General features: G+C 64.4%; 17 protein-coding genes. 6 read left to right on the top strand and 11 right to left on the bottom strand.

What is annotated here, in order from left to right; translation table 11 throughout:
* On the top strand, window positions 1-344 hold a 344-nt coding region (locus tag DY468_RS24580), incomplete at its 5' end, for a hypothetical protein (RefSeq protein ID WP_205511866.1).
* Here DY468_RS24580 and DY468_RS03405 read toward each other — a convergent pair.
* The gene (locus DY468_RS03405; protein WP_349644238.1) at window positions 341-811 is read right to left on the bottom strand and encodes a hypothetical protein; all 471 of its coding nucleotides are present in this window, start codon (window positions 809-811) and stop codon (window positions 341-343) included. The genes DY468_RS24580 and DY468_RS03405 overlap by 4 nt on opposite strands.
* Before the next feature lie 130 nt (window positions 812-941).
* Here DY468_RS03405 and cobS point away from each other — a divergent pair, with 130 nt between their 5' ends.
* Window positions 942-1,739, top strand: coding sequence for an adenosylcobinamide-GDP ribazoletransferase (cobS, locus tag DY468_RS03400; RefSeq protein ID WP_164602406.1), 798 nt, complete (start codon window positions 942-944; stop codon window positions 1,737-1,739).
* A gap of 44 nt (window positions 1,740-1,783) precedes the next feature.
* On the opposite strand, the gene DY468_RS03395 is transcribed toward cobS, so the two are convergent.
* The gene (locus tag DY468_RS03395) at window positions 1,784-3,250 is read right to left on the bottom strand and encodes an aminotransferase-like domain-containing protein (RefSeq protein WP_164602404.1); all 1,467 of its coding nucleotides are present in this window, start codon (window positions 3,248-3,250) and stop codon (window positions 1,784-1,786) included.
* A gap of 106 nt (window positions 3,251-3,356) precedes the next feature.
* On the opposite strand from DY468_RS03395, the gene DY468_RS03390 reads away from it, so the two are divergent.
* A complete protein-coding gene (locus tag DY468_RS03390; RefSeq protein WP_164602402.1) occupies window positions 3,357-4,391 on the top strand; it encodes a 2Fe-2S iron-sulfur cluster-binding protein in 1,035 nt (344 codons plus the stop codon).
* Window positions 4,388-5,194, top strand: coding sequence for an MOSC domain-containing protein (locus DY468_RS03385; RefSeq protein WP_164602401.1), 807 nt, complete (start codon window positions 4,388-4,390; stop codon window positions 5,192-5,194). The genes DY468_RS03390 and DY468_RS03385 overlap by 4 nt, the downstream gene beginning before the upstream one ends.
* Before the next feature lie 24 nt (window positions 5,195-5,218).
* Here the strand turns inward: DY468_RS03385 and DY468_RS03380 are convergent, their stop codons facing one another.
* From DY468_RS03380 to urtA, 7 genes are all read right to left on the bottom strand, one after another.
* Window positions 5,219-5,563, bottom strand: coding sequence for an FmdB family zinc ribbon protein (locus DY468_RS03380; protein WP_164602399.1), 345 nt, complete (start codon window positions 5,561-5,563; stop codon window positions 5,219-5,221).
* 228 nt (window positions 5,564-5,791) lie between these two features.
* The gene (gene fmdA / locus DY468_RS03375; protein ID WP_164602397.1) at window positions 5,792-7,021 is read right to left on the bottom strand and encodes a formamidase; all 1,230 of its coding nucleotides are present in this window, start codon (window positions 7,019-7,021) and stop codon (window positions 5,792-5,794) included.
* A 35-nt stretch (window positions 7,022-7,056) separates the two neighbouring features.
* A complete protein-coding gene (urtE, locus tag DY468_RS03370) occupies window positions 7,057-7,746 on the bottom strand; it encodes an urea ABC transporter ATP-binding subunit UrtE (RefSeq protein ID WP_164602396.1) in 690 nt (229 codons plus the stop codon).
* Between the two features lie 11 nt (window positions 7,747-7,757).
* Window positions 7,758-8,513, bottom strand: a complete 756-nt coding sequence (gene urtD / locus DY468_RS03365) for an urea ABC transporter ATP-binding protein UrtD (RefSeq protein WP_164602394.1) — start codon at window positions 8,511-8,513, stop codon at window positions 7,758-7,760.
* 10 nt (window positions 8,514-8,523) lie between these two features.
* Complete coding sequence (gene urtC, locus DY468_RS03360; RefSeq protein WP_164602392.1) at window positions 8,524-9,672, bottom strand: urea ABC transporter permease subunit UrtC; 1,149 nt, start codon at window positions 9,670-9,672, stop codon at window positions 8,524-8,526.
* Window positions 9,673-9,686: 14 nt separating this feature from the next.
* Window positions 9,687-10,613, bottom strand: coding sequence for an urea ABC transporter permease subunit UrtB (gene urtB / locus DY468_RS03355; RefSeq protein WP_164602390.1), 927 nt, complete (start codon window positions 10,611-10,613; stop codon window positions 9,687-9,689).
* A gap of 174 nt (window positions 10,614-10,787) precedes the next feature.
* The gene (gene urtA, locus DY468_RS03350) at window positions 10,788-12,050 is read right to left on the bottom strand and encodes an urea ABC transporter substrate-binding protein (protein ID WP_164602388.1); all 1,263 of its coding nucleotides are present in this window, start codon (window positions 12,048-12,050) and stop codon (window positions 10,788-10,790) included.
* A gap of 255 nt (window positions 12,051-12,305) precedes the next feature.
* On the opposite strand from urtA, the gene DY468_RS03345 reads away from it, so the two are divergent.
* Together DY468_RS03345 and DY468_RS03340 are read left to right on the top strand one after the other, a co-directional pair.
* Window positions 12,306-15,674: a hybrid sensor histidine kinase/response regulator gene (locus tag DY468_RS03345; protein ID WP_164602386.1), complete on the top strand. Its 3,369-nt coding sequence runs from the start codon at window positions 12,306-12,308 to the stop codon at window positions 15,672-15,674.
* A complete protein-coding gene (locus DY468_RS03340; protein ID WP_164602384.1) occupies window positions 15,664-16,590 on the top strand; it encodes a response regulator transcription factor in 927 nt (308 codons plus the stop codon). Before DY468_RS03345 ends, DY468_RS03340 begins: the two co-directional genes overlap by 11 nt.
* A 262-nt stretch (window positions 16,591-16,852) precedes the next feature.
* Here DY468_RS03340 and DY468_RS03335 read toward each other — a convergent pair whose 3' ends face one another.
* Both DY468_RS03335 and DY468_RS03330 read right to left on the bottom strand, forming a co-directional pair.
* Entirely contained in the window at window positions 16,853-17,818 is a 966-nt protein-coding gene (locus DY468_RS03335; protein ID WP_164602382.1) for a YihY/virulence factor BrkB family protein, read from the bottom strand.
* 31 nt (window positions 17,819-17,849) lie between these two features.
* A complete protein-coding gene (locus DY468_RS03330) occupies window positions 17,850-18,008 on the bottom strand; it encodes a hypothetical protein (protein WP_164602380.1) in 159 nt (52 codons plus the stop codon).

The raw sequence follows: 18,008 nt of genomic DNA, 5'->3' as shown, positions 1-18,008 counted from the left end.
ACAGGGTCGGCATCGACCGCGTGCCACATCTCCTCGGCGGCCTGATCGTTCGGGCCCTTGATGTCGGCTTGCAGAAGTTCGGTCATGTGATGTCTCGGCGTCGAAGACTCGGAAGGAATTCTGCGGCCGGAGACAGGACACCCAGCTCGGGCGTCGATGGCCTCGGCTTTTCGTCCGATCTAGATCTGATCGGGCTCACAGCGCGGTGTGTCGGGAATCGAGCGAAGCCGGAGCTTCGTCTGGCGCACGGCGATCAGGCGGGGCGCATCACGGCGCCTTGTGCCGCCGGTCGACGGCTCGCACGTTGGGTGATCACGGCGGCAGACGAGATCGCGGCCGACTAGGCGGCGATCGGTGGCCGAAGCTGCGGAGGCTCGCTGCGATCGAGCATCGGTTCGGCCAGCGGCAGGCGCACGCGGGTCGACGGATGACAATCGGCAGTTCTGAACGACAACGGCATCAGCGCACTGGCGCTGTCCGTGGTCATGATCTCCGGATCGTCGCTGAGATTCAGCGGCGGCACCGGCAGCGGCGTCTTGACGAATACGAGCTGCGCATGCGGCCCAGTGTCGGCCGAAGCGACCGGCGCGCTGCCGAGAACGAGCACCGCGAACGCGCAGGCGCAAATCAACGCTCCGAGCCACAGGCGTAGTGCTGCGGAGTGCGTCCGGCCGTCGCTGTTTCGTTCACAACGCATCGTCGCGCAGCGTACCCCATCTGGATCGAGACTGACAAAGGGTAGCTGCCGGCGTCCGACCGTCACATTGACCTCTATCAAGGGGGTAGCCGTTTGGCTGCGGCGGGTCGTCACAGCCGGCGCAAGGTCGCAGCGACGGCAACCAGGCACCAAGGGACTGCGCGGCAACAGCCCTCAGCACACGCTGGCGCTTGACCGCAACCGCAGGGGCGCGCAGTACGGCGACTTCCGCAAAGGCAAATCCATGACCGACTCCCCTCACCTCTCGCGGCCGACGCCGACACGGGCGCAATTGCTCGACGCCGTGCGCTTTCTGACAATCCTGCCGGTGCCGAGCGCCGACCGCGCGCCGGAGCCCGACTGGCTGATGCGGGCGATGACGTTCTTTCCGGTGGTCGGAGTCGGCATCGGCGTGGTGTCGGCGGCGGCGATGATTGTCGGCACCTCGCTGTTCGGGGCGACACTCGGCGCGCTGTTCGCGGTCACCGCCTCGATCGCACTGACCGGCGCCTTCCACGAGGACGGGCTCGCCGACACCTTCGACGCGTTTGGCGGCGGCTGGACCGTGGAACGCCGGCTCGATATCATGAAGGACAGCCGGATCGGCACCTATGGCGCGCTCGCGCTCGGCATCGGGGTCGCGCTGCGGGTCGCGGCGCTGGCGCTATTGCCGCTGTGGGCGGCGCTGGCCGCTTTGGTCGCCTGCCACGCCGCGTCGCGCGGCGCGTCCTGCCTGGTGGCGCATCTCATGAGCTACGCTGGCAACACCGCGGCGATGAAGGCGAGCTACGCCGACACCACACTGCGCAAGGACGAGCTGGTGCTCGGCGCAGTCGCGGTCGCGCTCGGCGCGCTGCCGCTGCTGTTGGTCTCGCCGATCGCGGTCGTGCTCGGCCTTGCGGCCGGCAGTGCGCTTGCCGCCGCGATGGCCGGATGGGCCAAGCGCCTGATCGGCGGCTACACCGGCGACGTGCTCGGCGCCAGCGAGCAGTTGTTCGAGATCGGCTTTCTGCTCGGCGTTGCGGCCGTGGTCGCCGGATAGGCGGTCGCCACGCGCGCCCCACCGCTTCGAGCGCCGGAACAGAACTACCCGACGATCCCCTCGCGCAGCAACCGGATCGCCGTCTTCGCCTCGGTTCGGTCGAGCGCGGCGAAACCGAGGCGAAGCCCCCTGTTGGCCGAGCCGTCCCCGAAACAGCGCGACGGCAGAAACTGCAGGCGGTTGCCGTTTCGTTCGAGCCGATCGAGCTTCCGCAGATCGCGAAACCCGAGCCAGAAAGCGAGCCCCCCGTCGGGCGGCCTGAATGTGAGTTCGTCGCCCAATTCCGCCTGCAGGCACTCTGCGAAATGCGTGCGCCGCTCGCGATAGATCCCGAGCGCCTTGCGAGCGAAACGCCTGATCTCGCCGGCGGACATCAGCGCGGCGACCGCTGCTTCAGTCACCTGATCGCCCTGGCGATCGATCAGCAGCACTTCCTGCGCGGCGCGGTCGATCACCTTGGCCGGCGCAACGATGTAGCCGAGCCGCAAGGTCGGCGCGAGCAGCTTGGACATCGATCCGATATAGAACGTCTTGTCGGGTGCCACGCTGGCGAGCGGAAACAGCGGACGATGACGGAAATGGAATTCGTGATCGTAGTCGTCCTCCACAATCGCGAAACCGAACTGATCCGACAGGCTCAACAGGCGTAACCGCCGCTCTGGCTTCATCAGCACCGTGGTGGGAAATTGATGATTGGGCGTGAGATAGATCGCACGGATCTTGTTACGCCGACACAACTGCTTGAGATGCTCGACATCAACGCCGTCCTCATCCAGCCGGACGCTCAGGATCTCGGCGCCGGCAGAGCGAAACGCCTCTCTGGCAGGCGGGTAGGTCAGTTCCTCCACCACCACCTTGTCGCCGGGTGAGGTGATGATGCGTGCGATGACGAACAAAGCCATCTGACTGCCGCGCGTGAGACAGATGTTTTCGGCCGCACTTACCAGACCGCGTTCGGCATTGAGCATCTGGGCGATCTGTGCGCGAAGCATCTCCAGCCCGCGAGGATCGCCATAGCCGAGACTGCCACGTCGGCCGCCGAACAACAGCGCCTGACGATACGCGCGCGCATAGGATTGAGCTGGAAACAGCCTGGTATCAGGAATGCCGTCGTCCAGGCAGACCGACGACGGGGTCGGATACACCGCGGGAATCTCGACGCCGGGGCGGAGCCGGCCGGCAAAGCGCGCCGGATCGCGCGACGACCTCGGCGCGGAGGAAGGCCCCGGGTCTTCGGCTATGACTGGTAGCCGGGTGGCCACGAACGTCCCCCGCGTGCCGCTGGTCGAGAGCCAACCTTGCGTTTCCAGCTCCTGATACGCGGCGATCACGGTCTTGCGGTTGATCGCGAGACTCGTAGCGAGTTCGCGGCTGCTCGGGAGAACATCCTGCGGCGCCAGCCGACCGCGCCGGATCTCTTCGATCACCGTCTGGGCGATCTGCAGATAAACCGGGGTCGCACCGTTCAGCGAAATCCGCGGTGCCAGCAGGGCTTTCCAGTCGTTCGCCACGCCGCCTCACACCGCCCCCTTGGACCATACAACAACAAAAAATTGGACCATTCACTGGTCCTAGCGTCGGGCTTAGGGTTTGGCAACGTCACGAGACAACGCATCGATGCAAGTCGTCCTGATCCCAAGCGGAAAGTCATTCTCCTGCAAGAGCGGCGAGACCATTCTGGCAGCGGCCAAGCGCCAGGCCATCAACCTGGCGAGCGCCTGCGAGAACGGGACATGCGGGGCCTGTAAAAGCGAGGTCGTGGCCGGCGTGGTCGACCACGACGACCGCGCCAGCGCCCTCACCCGGACCGATCTGGCGCTCGGCAAGGCGCTGCTGTGCTGCGCCTATGCGCGCTCGGATCTGACCATCAAGGCCACCCAGATCGCGCAGCGAAACGATCAACCGGCCGCGACGGTGCCGGCCCGTGTGGTGAGACTGCAGAGATTGTCTCCGAGCGTCTCCGGGCTGACGCTCCGGTTTCCGCCGGGCCTATCTCCGGCCTTCAGACCCGGGCAATTCGTCGGCATCGAATGGGAGGGACGCCTACGCTCGTTCTCGATCGCCAACGCGCCCCGCGCTGACGGCACGATCGACCTGCATATCGGCCGCGTCCAGAACGGCCAATTCACGGGTCACGTGTTCGAGGCGCTGACGGAAGGGGAGATCCTGAGACTGGCGGGGCCGTTCGGCGATTTCGGCATCGCCGACGACCAGCGCCCGATGCTGTTCGTAGCAGGCGGCACCGGCATGGCGCCGATCGTCGGCATGCTGCAGGCGCTGGCGCCGGCGGCTCCGCGCCAGCCGATCCGCCTGTATTGGGGCTGCAGGAACGCACGCGAGTTCTACGCGAGCAACCAGGTCGACGAAGTCGCGCCGGCATTCGCCGACTTCCGCTGCGTGCAGGTGGTGTCCGACGACGACCCGCAGTGGCGCGGACGATCCGGCTTCGTTCACGACATCGTCCGGAGCGACGTGCCGGACCTGTGCCAGTTCGACGTCTATGCCTGCGGCAACCCCTTGCTGGTCCGCGCCATGGAAGATGTCGCGATCGAAGGTGGCGTTCCGCCCGCGCGCTTCTTCGCCGACAGCTTCAACCTCGTCCCACCGCCGGCCGTAGACGCTCAGGTCCTCAACAAAGGCGCAACAGCATGACGACTATTTCGGACATCTACATCTACCCGGTGAAATCCTGTGGCGGCGCGCGGGTGACGGGCGCCGCGATCGCACCGACCGGCCTAGCGCTGGACCGGCATTGGATGATCGTCGACGGCGATGGGATGTTCGTCACCCAGCGCGAGCAGCCGCGGCTCGCTCTATTGCGCCCGACGCTGCACGACGGCGGCGTCACGCTCGCCGCGGAAGGTTACGCGTCGCTCGACCTGTCGACCGGCGAGGTCGCGGCCAACGTCGATGTGGTGATCTTCGGAGAAACCATTCCGGCGCGCGGCGTCGGCCGCGCCGCGGACACCTGGATCAGCGACTATCTCGGGGCGCCGCACCGCTTTGTCGCCCAGGAGCCGAGCTTCCTGCGCAAAGGCGGCGTGCAGTATCCCAGCCGCGACGACGCGCCGACGAGCTTCGTCGACAATTTCGGCGTCCTCGTCGTGTCGCAGGCCTCGCTCGACGACCTCAATCGTCGCCTGGACAAACCACTTCCGGTCAATCGTTTCCGGCCGAACATCGTGGTATCGGGCGTCGCCGCCTACGACGAAGACTTCTTCGCGACCGCCAGCGCCGGCGGCGTCGAACTGCGCTTCGTCGACCTGTGCTATCGCTGCAACCTCACCACCATCGATCAGGACGCCGCCGAGTTCGGCACCGAGCCGCTGGCGACGCTGACGGCCTATCGCAAGACCGAGCCAGGGGTAAAGTTCGGCAACTACGCCGCCATTGCCAAGGGCTTCGGCCATCGGCTCGAGGTCGGGCAGCAACTGAATGTGACGCTCAACTTCTGACGCCGCCCGGCTCCCGGCGCGGTCTCAGTGGCTGATCATCCAAGGCCGCGCGGTGGGGAAGCCTTTGGCGCCGCTCTTGGTGCGGGTCTGCAGCCGGGCAGGCTTCTTCAGGCCGGAGCAGCAGCCGCAGCCAGGGGCGTGCTTGGCCTTGTATTCGCCGACGCTCATCGGCGCGTTGCGGCTCTTCTCGTTGGTGGCGTGAGCGGCGCGCTGCGACGCCGGCATGCAGGAGAAGTTCGGCGCGGTCAGGATGACGCGCGGCGACGAGGTCTCGCAGCTCGGGCAGAGCTGCGGGTCGTCGCATTCGGCCATCGGCCGCAGATCGGTGAACGGCCCGCAGGCGTCGCACATGTATTCGTAGACAGGCATCGTCGTTTCCCTTGCGCTGACGATCTTGGCTCCTGCGCTGGGGCGGGGCGGCAGATACGCACCGTCCCGCCCCCGTCGCGCAGGGAAGTCTGAGAGCCCGATTGAAGACTCTCCCCGTCATTGCGAGCGAAGCGAAGCAATCCAAGTTGGTGCACTGGGCTTCTGGATTGCTTCGTCGCTTCGCTCCTCGCAATGACGTGGACGGGCCTCGGATCGGACTCTTTTCGCTTACTTGTCCGGCGAGATCGGCATGTCGATGCCGCCCTTGATCGCCTTCACCGGGCCGGCCGAGGTCGGCATCATGTCGAAGTCGAAGATCTCGGTCGGCAGCCACAGCGTGGCGCAGGCGTTCGGGACGTCGACGACGCCCGAGATATGGCCCTGCACCGGCGCGGTGCCGAGGATCGAATAGGCCTGGGCGCCCGAGTAGCCGAATTTCTTCAGATACTCGATGGCGTTGAGGCAGGCCTGACGATACGCCACGGTGACGTCGAGGTAGTGCTGCTGGCCGGCTTCGTCGACCGAGATGCCCTCGAAGATCAGGTAGTCCTTGTAGTTCGGCGTCACCGGCGACGGCTTGAAGATCGGATTCTTGATGCCGTATTTCGAGACGCCGTCCTTGATGATGTCGACCTTGATGTGCAGCCAGCCGGCCATCTCGATCGCGCCGCAGAAGGTGATCTCGCCGTCGCCCTGGCTGAAGTGCAGATCGCCCATCGACAGGCCGCCACCCGGCACATAGACCGGGAAGTAGATCTTCGAACCGCGCGACAGATCCTTGATGTCGCAGTTGCCGCCGTGCTCGCGCGGCGGCACGGTGCGGGCGCCTTCGGCCGCAGCCTTGGCCTTGTCGTCACCCTTGAGCTTACCCATGTGGGCGGTCGGCCCGAACGGCGGATTGGCGAGGCCAGGGACGCGGGTCGGGTTGGTGGCGATCAGCGCGGTCTCACGATCATTCCAGGTCGCCAACAGCTTCGGATCGGGCAGACAGCCGATCAGGCCGGGATGGATCAGGCCGGCGAAGTTCACGCCCGGGATGTGGCGCGACGAGGTATACATGCCCTTGAAGTCCCAGATCGACTTCTGTGCCAGCGGGAAGTGATCGGTGAGGAATCCGCCGCCGTTCTGCTTGGAGAAGAAGCCGTTGAAGCCCCACAGGCTCTCCTTCATCGGGCCGACGTCGAGCAGATCGACGACCAGCAGGTCGCCGGGCTCGGCGCCCTTGACGCCGATCGGGCCGGACAGGAAGTGCACGATCGACAGGTCGATGTCGCGAACGTCGTCGGCGCTGTCGTTGTTTTTGATGAAGCCTCCGGTCCAATCATAGGTCTCGACGATGAAGTCGTCGCCGGGATTGACCCACGCCGCCATCGGAATGTCCGGATGCCAGCGATTGTGGACCATCTCGTTGTCGTAAGCGGATTGCGTGAGATCGACCTTGATCAGTGTCTCTGGCATCGGAAGCTCCCTTTTGACCAGTGGACGGTGGAGAATTAAACGGACAGATATTTCGCGACCTGCGCCTCATCGACGCCAGCGCGCGGCTCGTCGCGAACGATTTCGCCGTTTTCGATCACCAGCACCCGATCGGCGACGTCGAGCGCGAAGCTCAGCACCTGTTCGGAGACGATGATCGACAGGCCGCGGCTGTCGCGGATACGCTTCAAGGTGCGCGCCATCTCGCGAATGATCGACGGCTGAATGCCTTCGGTCGGCTCATCGAGCAGCAGCACCTTCGGCCTGGTGGCGAGCGCACGCGCGATCGCCAGTTGCTGTTGCTGGCCACCCGACAGATTGCCGCCGCGACGCCCCTTCATTTCGAGCAGCACCGGGAACAGCTCGTAGATGTCGGCCGGCACTTCACTGTCGCCGGAGGCTGCAAGCCCGGTTTCGATGTTCTCCTTCACCGTCATGGTGGAGAAGATCATCCGGCCCTGCGGCACGTAGGCGAGCCCCTTGGCGACGCGCTCGTAGCTCTTCAGGCCCCCGAGTTCGGTGCCGTTCATCGCGATCGAGCCCTTGCGCTGCGGGATGATGCCCATCAGCGACTTCATCAGCGTGGTCTTGCCCATGCCGTTGCGGCCCATGATCGCGACGATCTCGTTCGGCGCGACATCGATATTGAGCCCGTGCAACACCTCGCTCTGGCCGTAGGCGACGTGCAGATCGTTGATAGCGAGCATGTCCGCCTCCTTTAGTGACCCAGATACACTTCGATGACCTTGGGGTCGTTCTTGACCGTCTCCATCGTGCCTTCTGACAGGATCTGCCCCTGGTGCAGCACGGTGACTTTGTGGGCGATGTCTTCGACGAACTTCATGTCGTGCTCGATCACCAGCACCGAGCGGTCCTTGATGATGGTGTGCAGCAGCTCTGCGGTCTTGATCCGCTCCGACACGCTCATGCCGGCGACCGGCTCGTCGAGCATCAACAGATCGGGATCCTGGATCAGCAGCATGCCGATCTCGAGCCACTGCTTCTGGCCGTGACTGAGCAGATCAGCGCTCATGCCGAGCTTGTCCTTCAGGAAGATCGCTTCGGCGACTTCCTCGACGCGCTCCCGCACCGCCGGCGTGCGCTGGAACGACAGCGCGCCGAACACCGAGCGCCCCTGCGGATAGGAGATCTCCAGATTCTCGAACACCGTGAGGTCTTCGTAGATCGACGGCGTCTGGAACTTGCGCCCCACCCCGGCCTGAACGATCTGGTTCTCCTTCATCTTGGTGAGATCCTTGCCGCGGAAGTGGATCGCACCGGCGGTCGCTTTGGTCTTGCCGCAGATCAGATCCAGCACCGTGGTCTTGCCGGCGCCGTTGGGACCGATGATCACGCGGATCTCGTTCTCTTCGACGTAGAACGACAGGTCGTTCACCGCCTTGAAGCCGTCGAACGAGACGGTGAGTCCTTCCACCGCCAGCAGGAAGTCGGGTTGTTGATGGCCGATCAGCATGGTCCCCTCCTCATTCTGCCGGTGCGCCGTCGGCGACCGGGCCGAGCGTGCCGCCATTGTGACCCGGTCCGGGCTTGCGCCTGTCGAGCAGCTTGGCGAACAACGGCTGGACGTAGTCGCGCCAGATCCCCGCCAGACCGTTCGGGAAGATCAGCACCACCGCGATGAACAAGGCGCCGAGGCCGAACAGCCAGAGCTGGGGGAACGATTCCGACAAGCTGGTCTTGGCGAAGTTGACCAGCAGCGCGCCGTAGACGGCGCCGAAAATCGACAGCCGGCCGCCGACCGCGGTGTAGATCACCATCTCGATCGACGGCACGATGCCGACGAACGACGGCGACATGAACCCAACATTGAGGGTGAACATCGCGCCGCCGACCGCCGCGAACATCGCCGCGAGGCAGAACGCGAAGATCTTGAAGTTGGCGACGCTGTAGCCGGAGAACCGCACCCGGTCCTCCTTCTCGCGCATCGCCACCAGGATGCGGCCGAGCTTGGAATGCCGCACGAACAGCGCCAGCAGGATGCAGCCGAACAGGAACGCGACCTCGACGAAGTACAACACCACCTTGGCGTGGTCGGGACGGATGTCCCAACCCTTCAGCGTGCGCAGATCGGTGATGCCGTTGATGCCGCCGGTGTAGCCCTGCTGTCCGATGATCAGGATGGTCATGATCGCGGCGATCGCCTGGGTGATGATCGCGAAGTAGACGCCGCCGACCCGGCGCTTGAACATCGCCGCGCCGATCAGGAAGGCGAACACCGCGGGCACCACCAGAATGGCGATCACCGTCAGAGTGAGGCTGTGGAACGGCTGCCAGAACCACGGGATGTGGGTGATCTGATTCCAGTCCATAAAATCCGGGATGCCCGGGGTCGATTGGATCTTGGTGTTCTCGACGCTGGAGGCCTCCAGCTTGAGATACATCGCCATGCAGTAGCCGCCGAGACCGAAGAACACCCCCTGGCCCAGGCTGAGGATGCCGCCGAAGCCCCAGCACAGCACCAGTCCGAGCGCGACGAAGGCGTAGGTCAGATACTTCGCGACCAGGTTGAGGCGGAACACGTCCAAGGACAGCGGCAGGATGACCACCAGCAGCAGGGCGAGCACGGCGAGACCGAGCAGATCGGTGCGACTGAGAAAGCGTGGGCTTTCCATGACGGTGGCTCCTGTTACTTGCGGACCTTGAGGGCGAACAGACCTTGCGGCCGCACCATCAGGATCGCGACGATGGCGAGCAGGGTCAGCACCTTGGCCATCGAGCCGGACATGAAGAACTCCATGGTCGACTGGGCCTGCGAGATACTGAAAGCGGACGCGATGGTGCCGAACAGGCTGGCGGCGCCGCCGAACACCACGACCAGGAAGGTGTCGACGATGTAGAGCTGGCCGGAGGTCGGCCCGGTCGAGCCGATCATGGTGAAGGCCGAGCCTGCGATGCCGGCGATGCCGCAGCCGAGGCCGAACGTGTAGCGGTCGACCTTCTCGGTGTTGATGCCGACAGCGCCGGCCATCACCCGGTTCTGCACCACCGCGCGCACCTGACGGCCCCAGCGCGACCAGAACAACACGTAGGACACGGCGAGAGTGATCAGCACGGTGAGCGCCATCACGAACATGCCGTTGATCGGAATTTCGATGGTGTCGGTGACCTGCTTGGAGCCGAGCATCCATTGCGGCAGCTCGACGCCGACCTCGCGCGCGCCGAAGATCGACCGATAGGCCTGCTGCAGGATCAGAGACAGGCCCCAGGTCGCCAGCAGGGTGTCGAGCGGGCGCTTGTAGAGGTGGCGGATCAACGCCCACTCCACCAGCATCCCCAGCGCCCCGGAGGCGAGAAACGCCAGGATCATCGCGATGAAGAAGTAGCCGGCGAACAGCGACGGCAGGTAGGATTGGAAGAAGTTCGACGTCATCCAGGTGACGTAGGCGCCCAGGATCATGAACTCGCCGTGCGCCATGTTGATGACGCCCATCTGGCCGAAGATGATCGCCAGCCCGAGCGCCATCAGCACGTAGACGGAAAACAGAATGAGTCCCGCGAAGCCCTGCATCGCGAAGATCGCGCCGAGATCGCTTAACGAGTAATCGCCGAACATGATTCGCTTCCCTGAGATTGAATTGATCCGGACGCTGTGAAGTCGCCGGCGCCCCTCGACACCCCCAGCGTCATCGCCGGGCTTGCCCCGGCGATCCATCTTCTCGAGAAGGAGATGGATGCGCGGGTCGAGCCCGCGCATGACGCAGTGTGCGGAGGCGGCGCCTGCCGACGCTTACTGGTAGCCCTTCGGGAACGGGTTGGGTTCGACCAGATCGGCGGTCTCATAGACCAGTTCGTACTGACCATCCGCCTTGGCGCGGCCGACGCGGGTCTTGGACCAGAGGTGATGGTTCTCGTGGATCCGCACGTAGCCTTCCGGCGCGCCCTTGAATTCGACCCCCGGAGACGCCGCCGCGATCTTGTCGACGTCGAACGAGCCGGCCTTCTCGACGGTCAATTTCCACAGCCACGGGCCGAGATAGGCAGCCTGGGTGACGTCTCCGATCACCGTCTTCGGCCCCCACATCTTGTGGAACGCCTCGACGAACGCCTTGTTGTTCGGATTATCGAGCGACTGGAAGTACTTCATGCAGGCGTAGGCGCCCGCGATGTTCTCGCCGCCGATGCCGTCGATTTCGTCCTCGGTCACCGAGATGGTCAGCAGCGTCTGCTTCGACAGGTCGATGCCGGCCGCCTTGAGCTGCTTGTAGAAGGCCACGTTCGAGCCGCCGACGATGATCGCGTAGATCACGTCCGGCTTGGTGAGCTTGATCTTGTTGATCACCGAGTTGAACTGGGTGTGGCCGAGCGGGAAGTACTCCTCGCCGACGACCTTGCAGCCCGTCAGATGGTTCTCGATGTGCTTGCGGGCGATCTTGTTCGAGGTGCGCGGCCAGATATAGTCGGAGCCGAGCAGATAGAAGCTCTTGGCGTTCTTGGTCTTGTTGACCCAGTCCAGACCGGCGATGATCTGCTGGGTGGCTTCCTGACCGGTGTAGATCACGTTCTTGGACTGCTCGAGACCTTCGTAGAAGGTCGGGTAGTACAGCATGCCGTTGTATTGTTCGAACACCGGCAGCACCGCCTTGCGCGAGGCCGACGTCCAGCAGCCCATCACGGCGGCGCATTTGTCGTTGACCAGCAGCTTCTTGGCCTTCTCGGCGAAGGTCGGCCAGTCGGAGGCACCGTCTTCCTGCACGAACTTGATCTTGCGGCCAAGCACGCCGCCGGCGGCGTTGATCTGCTCGATCGCCAGCTTCTCGGCCTGCACCGAGCCGGTCTCGGAGATCGCCATGGTGCCGGTGACCGAGTGCAGGATACCGACCGTGACCTCAGTATCCGTCACCGCGAGTCCCGTCGTATTGACCGCAGAAGTTGCAGGCACATCGGCGAACGAGGTCCGCGGCAGCATCGTGAGGGCGGGGATCGCCGCCATCCCCATCAGCAGTTTACGCCGAAGCGGCGAGTTCAGGCCCGTCTTGGTTTCGTCTGACATTAACTACCCCTTCGTGGTTCGTGGACGCGAGTACAGTCGGGGAAACGATCGACGAATTCGGCGGCTGGACCGATACGCAAGATCACGTATGTTGCATCGCAAGATCGCGACGTAGGTTTTTTGGCAAGCGCCGGGGCTTAGTCCGGTGACGCAACAACGAGCTTGAGGCCGACAAATTACGCGCGCCGTGACGGCAAAACCGGCAGTGTCGCCGGCGGATTGGCGCTAGGGTCGAGCAGAGACGAGGAGAAGCGCGTGGCGGGGCGGCAGCGCATAGATCGCGTCCGGCGCCAGTACAATCAGTGGGTCGCCAACCAGACCCTGGAGGACTACGCGCTTCGCTTCACCGCAAAGAGCTCGCGCCGGTGGTCGGCGGCGCGCGTCGCCAACACCGCGCTCGGCGCGATCTCGTTCCTGGCACTGGAAGCGATCGGCGGCACCATCACGTTGAACTACGGCGTCACCAACGCCACGGCGGCGATCCTGGTGTGCGGCGTGATCATCTTCTGCTGCGGCCTGCCGATCGCCTATCACGCGGCCAAATGCGGCGTCGACATCGACCTTCTGACCCGCGGTGCCGGCTTCGGCTACATCGGCTCAACCGTCACGTCGTTGATCTACGCCTCGTTCACCTTCATCTTCTTCGCCATCGAGGCAGTGATCCTCGCCAACGCGCTGGAACTGTGTTTCGGCCTGCCGCTGCCGGTCGGCTACTTCTTCAGCGCGGTGGTGATCATTCCGGTGGTGACCTACGGGATCACGCTGATCAGCCGGTTCCAGCTCTGGACCCAGCCGTTCTGGGTGCTGCTGCATATCCTCCCGTTCGCGGCGATCGCGATCAAGAGCCCGGAATCCTTTGTCGGCTGGACCCAATTCGCCGGTCAGCACGGCAGCCCGGACGGCAAGCTCGACCTGGTGCTGTTCGGCACTGCGGCCTCGGTGGTGTTCGCGCTGGTGGCGCAGATCGGCGAGCAGGTCGACTTTCTGCGGTTCCTGCCGCGCGATCGTCGCGCCTCGCGCGGCGCCTGGTGGATCGCGATGATCAGCGCCGGCCCCGGCTGGATCGTGCCTGGCGCCCTCAAGCTGTTGGCCGGATCGTTCCTGGCTTATTTCGCACTCAGCCGCGGTGCGCCGCCGGATCAAGCGGCCGAGCCGGCCCACATGTATCTCGAAGCGTTTCGCACGGTGCTGGATCAGCCCGGCCTGGTGCTGGCGTTGACCGGCGCGTTCGTGATCCTGTCGCAGATCAAGATCAACGTCACCAACGCCTATGCAGGCTCGATCGCCTGGTCCAACTTCTTCTCGCGGCTGACCCACAGCCATCCCGGGCGCGTCGTCTGGCTGGTGTTCAACGTGCTGGTGGCGCTGCTGCTGATGGAGATCGGCGTCTACAAGGCGCTGGAGCATACCTTGGCGCTGTACTCGAACGTGGCGATCGCCTGGGTCGGCGCGCTGGTGTCGGATCTCGTGGTCAACCGGCCGCTCGGGCTGCGCCCGCGCCACATGGAGTTCAAGCGCGCGCATCTGTACGACATCAATCCGGTCGGCGTCGGCTCGATGACGATCGCGACCGTCGTGTCGATCAGCGCGTTCTACGGCGTCTTCGGGCCGACCGCCAATGCGCTGGCACCGTTCGTGGCTCTCACGGTCGCCTTCGTCACCGCCCCGGTGATCGCTTATGCGACCGGCGGCCGGTTCTACCTGGCGCGCAATCCGAAGCGCGCCTGGCAGGGCATGGAGGCGATCAAGTGCTGCATCTGCGAGCATTCGTTCGAGCCGGAGGACATGGCCTCCTGCCCGGCCTATGCCGGGCCGATCTGCTCACTGTGCTGCTCGCTGGATGCCCGCTGCCACGACTTGTGCAAACCTCACGCACGGATCGACGCACAATTGACCGACGCGCTCGGCAAGGTCCTGCCGCAGCGCGCCTACGCGCTGCTGAATTCGCAGGTGGGGCACTATCTCACTGTATTCGCCGTTTCGACCGGACTGATCGGCTTATCGCTGCTGCTGATCTATCTGCAGGTCGGAACCGCCAACGAGGCGCAGCGGATCGAGCTGGCCGAAATTCTCTGGAAGCTGTTCTTCGCGCTCACCATCATCGTCGGTGTGGTGAGCTGGTTGTTCGTGCTGGCGCGGCTGAGCCGGCAGGCGGCGGAGGCCGAGACGCGGCGGCAAACGCAATTGCTGATGCAGGAAATCGACGCTCACCGCCAGACCGATGCCGAACTGCAGCGCGCCAAGGAGGCGGCCGAATCCGCCAACCTCGCCAAGAGCCGCTACGTCGTCGGCCTCAGCCACGAGCTGCGCTCGCCGCTCAACGCGATCAGCGGCTACGCGCAACTGCTCGAGCAGGACAACAGCCTGCCGCCGCGGCCGCGTGATCAGATCCGTCTGATGCGGCGCAGCGCCGATCATCTGTCCGGCCTGATCGACGGCCTGCTGGATATCTCGAAGATCGAGGCCGGACGGCTGTATCTGTCGCGCGACGAGGTGCGCTTCGGCGAGTTCCTGGATCAGCTCGTCGGCATGTTCCGGCTGCAGGCCGCCGCCAAGGACGTCGAGTTCGTGTTCAAGCGGCCGCAATATCTGCCGCCGATGGTCTATGCCGACGAGAAGCGGCTGCGCCAGGTGCTGATCAACCTGCTGTCCAACGCCATCAAGTTCACGCAGGAAGGCAGCGTGCATTTCATCGTGCACTACCGCAACCCGGTCGCCGAACTCGAAGTGCGCGACACCGGACCCGGCATCCACGCCGACGATCTCGAGCGGATCTTCGCACCCTTCGAGCGCGGTGCGCTCGGCGCCGCACAGCCGCACAGCGGCACCGGCCTCGGCCTCACCATCAGCAAGCTGCTCGCCGGCGTGATGGGCGGCGATCTCACCGTCGCATCGACGCCCGGCAAGGGCTCGGTGTTCCGCGTCAAGCTGCTGCTGTCGGAGGTGACCAACCCGACCCGCACCCGCTCGATCCGCGCTCCGGTGTTCGGCTATCACGGCCCGCGCAAGACCATCCTGGTCACCGACGACGATCCGGCGCAGCGTGGCCTGTTGCAGGACACGCTGGCTCCGCTCGGCTTCATCGTGCTGGTGGCGACCGACGGTTATTCCTGCATCGATCTTGCCGAACACTGCCAACCCGATTTGTTCCTGCTCGACATCTCGATGCCGGGGATGGACGGCTGGACGGTTGCGGAAACGCTGCGTACCCAAGGCCACCATCACGCGCGAATCCTGATGCTGTCGGCGAGCGCGCTGGAGGCGCACGGCACGCTGTTGTCGCAATCGTTCCACGACGCCTATCTGATGAAGCCGGTCGACATTCCACGGCTGCTCGAACTGATCGGCCAGCTCCTCAAGATCGACTGGATCTACAAGGGCGAAGCCACTGCGGCAGCGGAGAACTCCGGCGAGATTCAACACCCGCCGATGCAGCACGTCGAGGAATTGATCGAGCTCGGCAAGATCGGCTACATCCGCGGCATCGAGTCGAAGCTCGATCAGATCCACACCGATTATCCGGAGACCTGGGCGTTCGTATCTCGGATGCGAACGATGGTGGAGCAATTCGACCTCGATACCTACATGAAGACGCTGAACACGCTGTATCGCCATGAACAATGATATGAAGAAGCGCGATATCGCTCTGATCGTCGACGACTCTCCAGAGACGTTGCGGATGCTGACCGACGCGCTCGACGGCGCCGGGATGACGGTGATGGTCGCGCTCGACGGCGCTGCGGCGATGCGGATCGTCGAGCAGATCACGCCCGACATCATTCTGCTCGACGCGGTGATGCCCGGCATGGACGGATTCGAAACCTGCCGGCGATTGAAGCGCAGCCCGGGACTGTCCGACGTGCCGGTGATCTTCATGACCGGCCTGTCGGAGTCCGAGCACATCGTTCGCGGGCTGGAGGCCGGCGGCGTCGACTACGTCACCAAACCGATTGCGATCGTCGAGATGCTGGCGCGGATCCGTGTGCACCTCAACAACGCGCGGGTCAGCCAGAGCGCCCGCGCCGCCCTCGACGTATCGGGGCGCTTCCTGCTCGCGGTCGACCGTCTCGGCAAGGTGCTGTGGGCGACCCCGCAGGCACAGAAGCTGATCGCCGTCGACGATACGGCGGATGACGGCATCCGGCTCGACCTGCCTAAGCCGTGGCTGGAATGGCTGGAGCAACTGCACACCGGCCTCGCCCAGCCGAAGACGCCGATGAAGTCCTCGATGCTGCGCAACGACGAACTGCGGCTCCAATACATGGGCAAGCTCGGCCCCAACGAATTCCTGCTGCGGCTGGCGCGCGACACCGCCACCGATGCGCCGGCGCAATTCTCCGCGGAGTTCGGCTTGACAAGTCGCGAAAGCGAAGTGCTGGCGTGGCTGTCCAAAGGCAAGACCAACCGCGACATCGCGCAGATTCTGGGCCTCAGCCCGCGCACCGTCGACAAGCATCTCGAGCAGATCTACGCCAAGCTCGGCGTCGAGAACCGCACTGCCGCAGCCGCGATCGCCACCAGCGCCAGCCGTCGGGATTGAGGCTGCCATCGAACCATCGAATGGCTATTGCAGCACACGCCGCCTTTTGAGCGGTTCATCATTTGATTGAAACGATCCGACCTTTCCGAAGGCACTGAGTCCTCATCCTGACGAGACCGGCGAAGCCGGGCGTCTCGAAGGATGGGCAACGCATTCCCTGCGTCATATGGTTCGAGACGGCGCTACGCGCCTCCTCACCATGAGGTTGTGCGTGTGGCAGGCGATGCGGACCAACTCTGGTTCTATGAAAAACAGTACTGCTCTAAGAGCTGGCCGACGCGTCGTCGGCACGGCCGAGGCGGCCGGCGCAGGCTTCGATCGCGGCGTTGAACTCGCCTCCGACCAACACCACGATCGCCGTCATCCACATCCAGATCATCAGACCGATCGCCGCGCCGAGCGACCCGTAGGTCGCGTTATAGTCGGCGAAGTTGGCCAGATAATAGGACAGCACCGCCGAGCCTCCTAGCCAACTCAGCGTCGCCACTAGGCTGCCCGGCACGACCCAGCGCCACGGTGGGGACGGACGATTCGCGGCTGTTCGATACAACAGTGCAAGTCCGCAAAACGTCAAAGCCGCCAGCGCCGGCCAACGGCCGTAGTCGACCGTCACCGCCACGAGACTGCCGAGCCCGATTTGCGACAGCACGATCGGGGCCGCGATCACCAGGCCGATCGACGCCAGCACCGCGAACAGCGCTCCGCAGGTGAGCAGCAGAGAGAACGCGTTGAGCTTGATGAAGCCGCGCTGTTCCTCGACATCGTAAACCGCATTCAGCGCGTCGATGATCGCCTTGACGCCGCCATTTGCGCTCCACAGCGCTAGCGACAGGCTGATCAGGAAAGCGAAGCCGAGCCTGGTCTGGCCATTGGCGAGCACACGTCCGACCTGGTCCTCGATCACCGAATAGGTGCCTGCCGGCACGACGCCCGATAATTGTGCGAGGTGTCCGCTGATCGTGCCGGCGTCGGCGAACAGCGCATAGGAAGACACTAGCGCAGTGATCGCCGGAAACAGACCGAGCAGCCAATAGAACACCACGCCGGCAGCGACCAAGAACAGCCGATCGTCGTTGATACGCGCGTAGGTGCCGGTCGCGACTGCCTTCCACTCTCCGCTCAGGACCTGCCACGGCGAGTCGGATTGCCGCCGCGCCTCTTTCGGGCGACGACGTTCAGATGCGCGCCATGCTCGGCGCGCGGCAATGCTCGGCTCCGCAGCGGTCATTTGATCCCGACTGTTGGATGGATGTCGACTTTTAGTGCGTCTCGGAGTTCTGCCAGCGTTCCAGATCCGGCTTGTCGGGCGGATTCTGGTCATCGACCTGCGAGCTTTGTCCCGGCTTCTTCCAGGGCTCGCGCGTCCCGCTCTTCATCGCATCGTCGGGGCGATCGTCGGGTGCCTTGTCGTTTGCCAT

Source organism: Rhodopseudomonas sp. BR0M22, assembly GCF_010907035.1.
Lineage (GTDB): Bacteria > Pseudomonadota > Alphaproteobacteria > Rhizobiales > Xanthobacteraceae > Rhodopseudomonas.
This window is presented reverse-complemented; position numbering and strand designations above follow the sequence as displayed.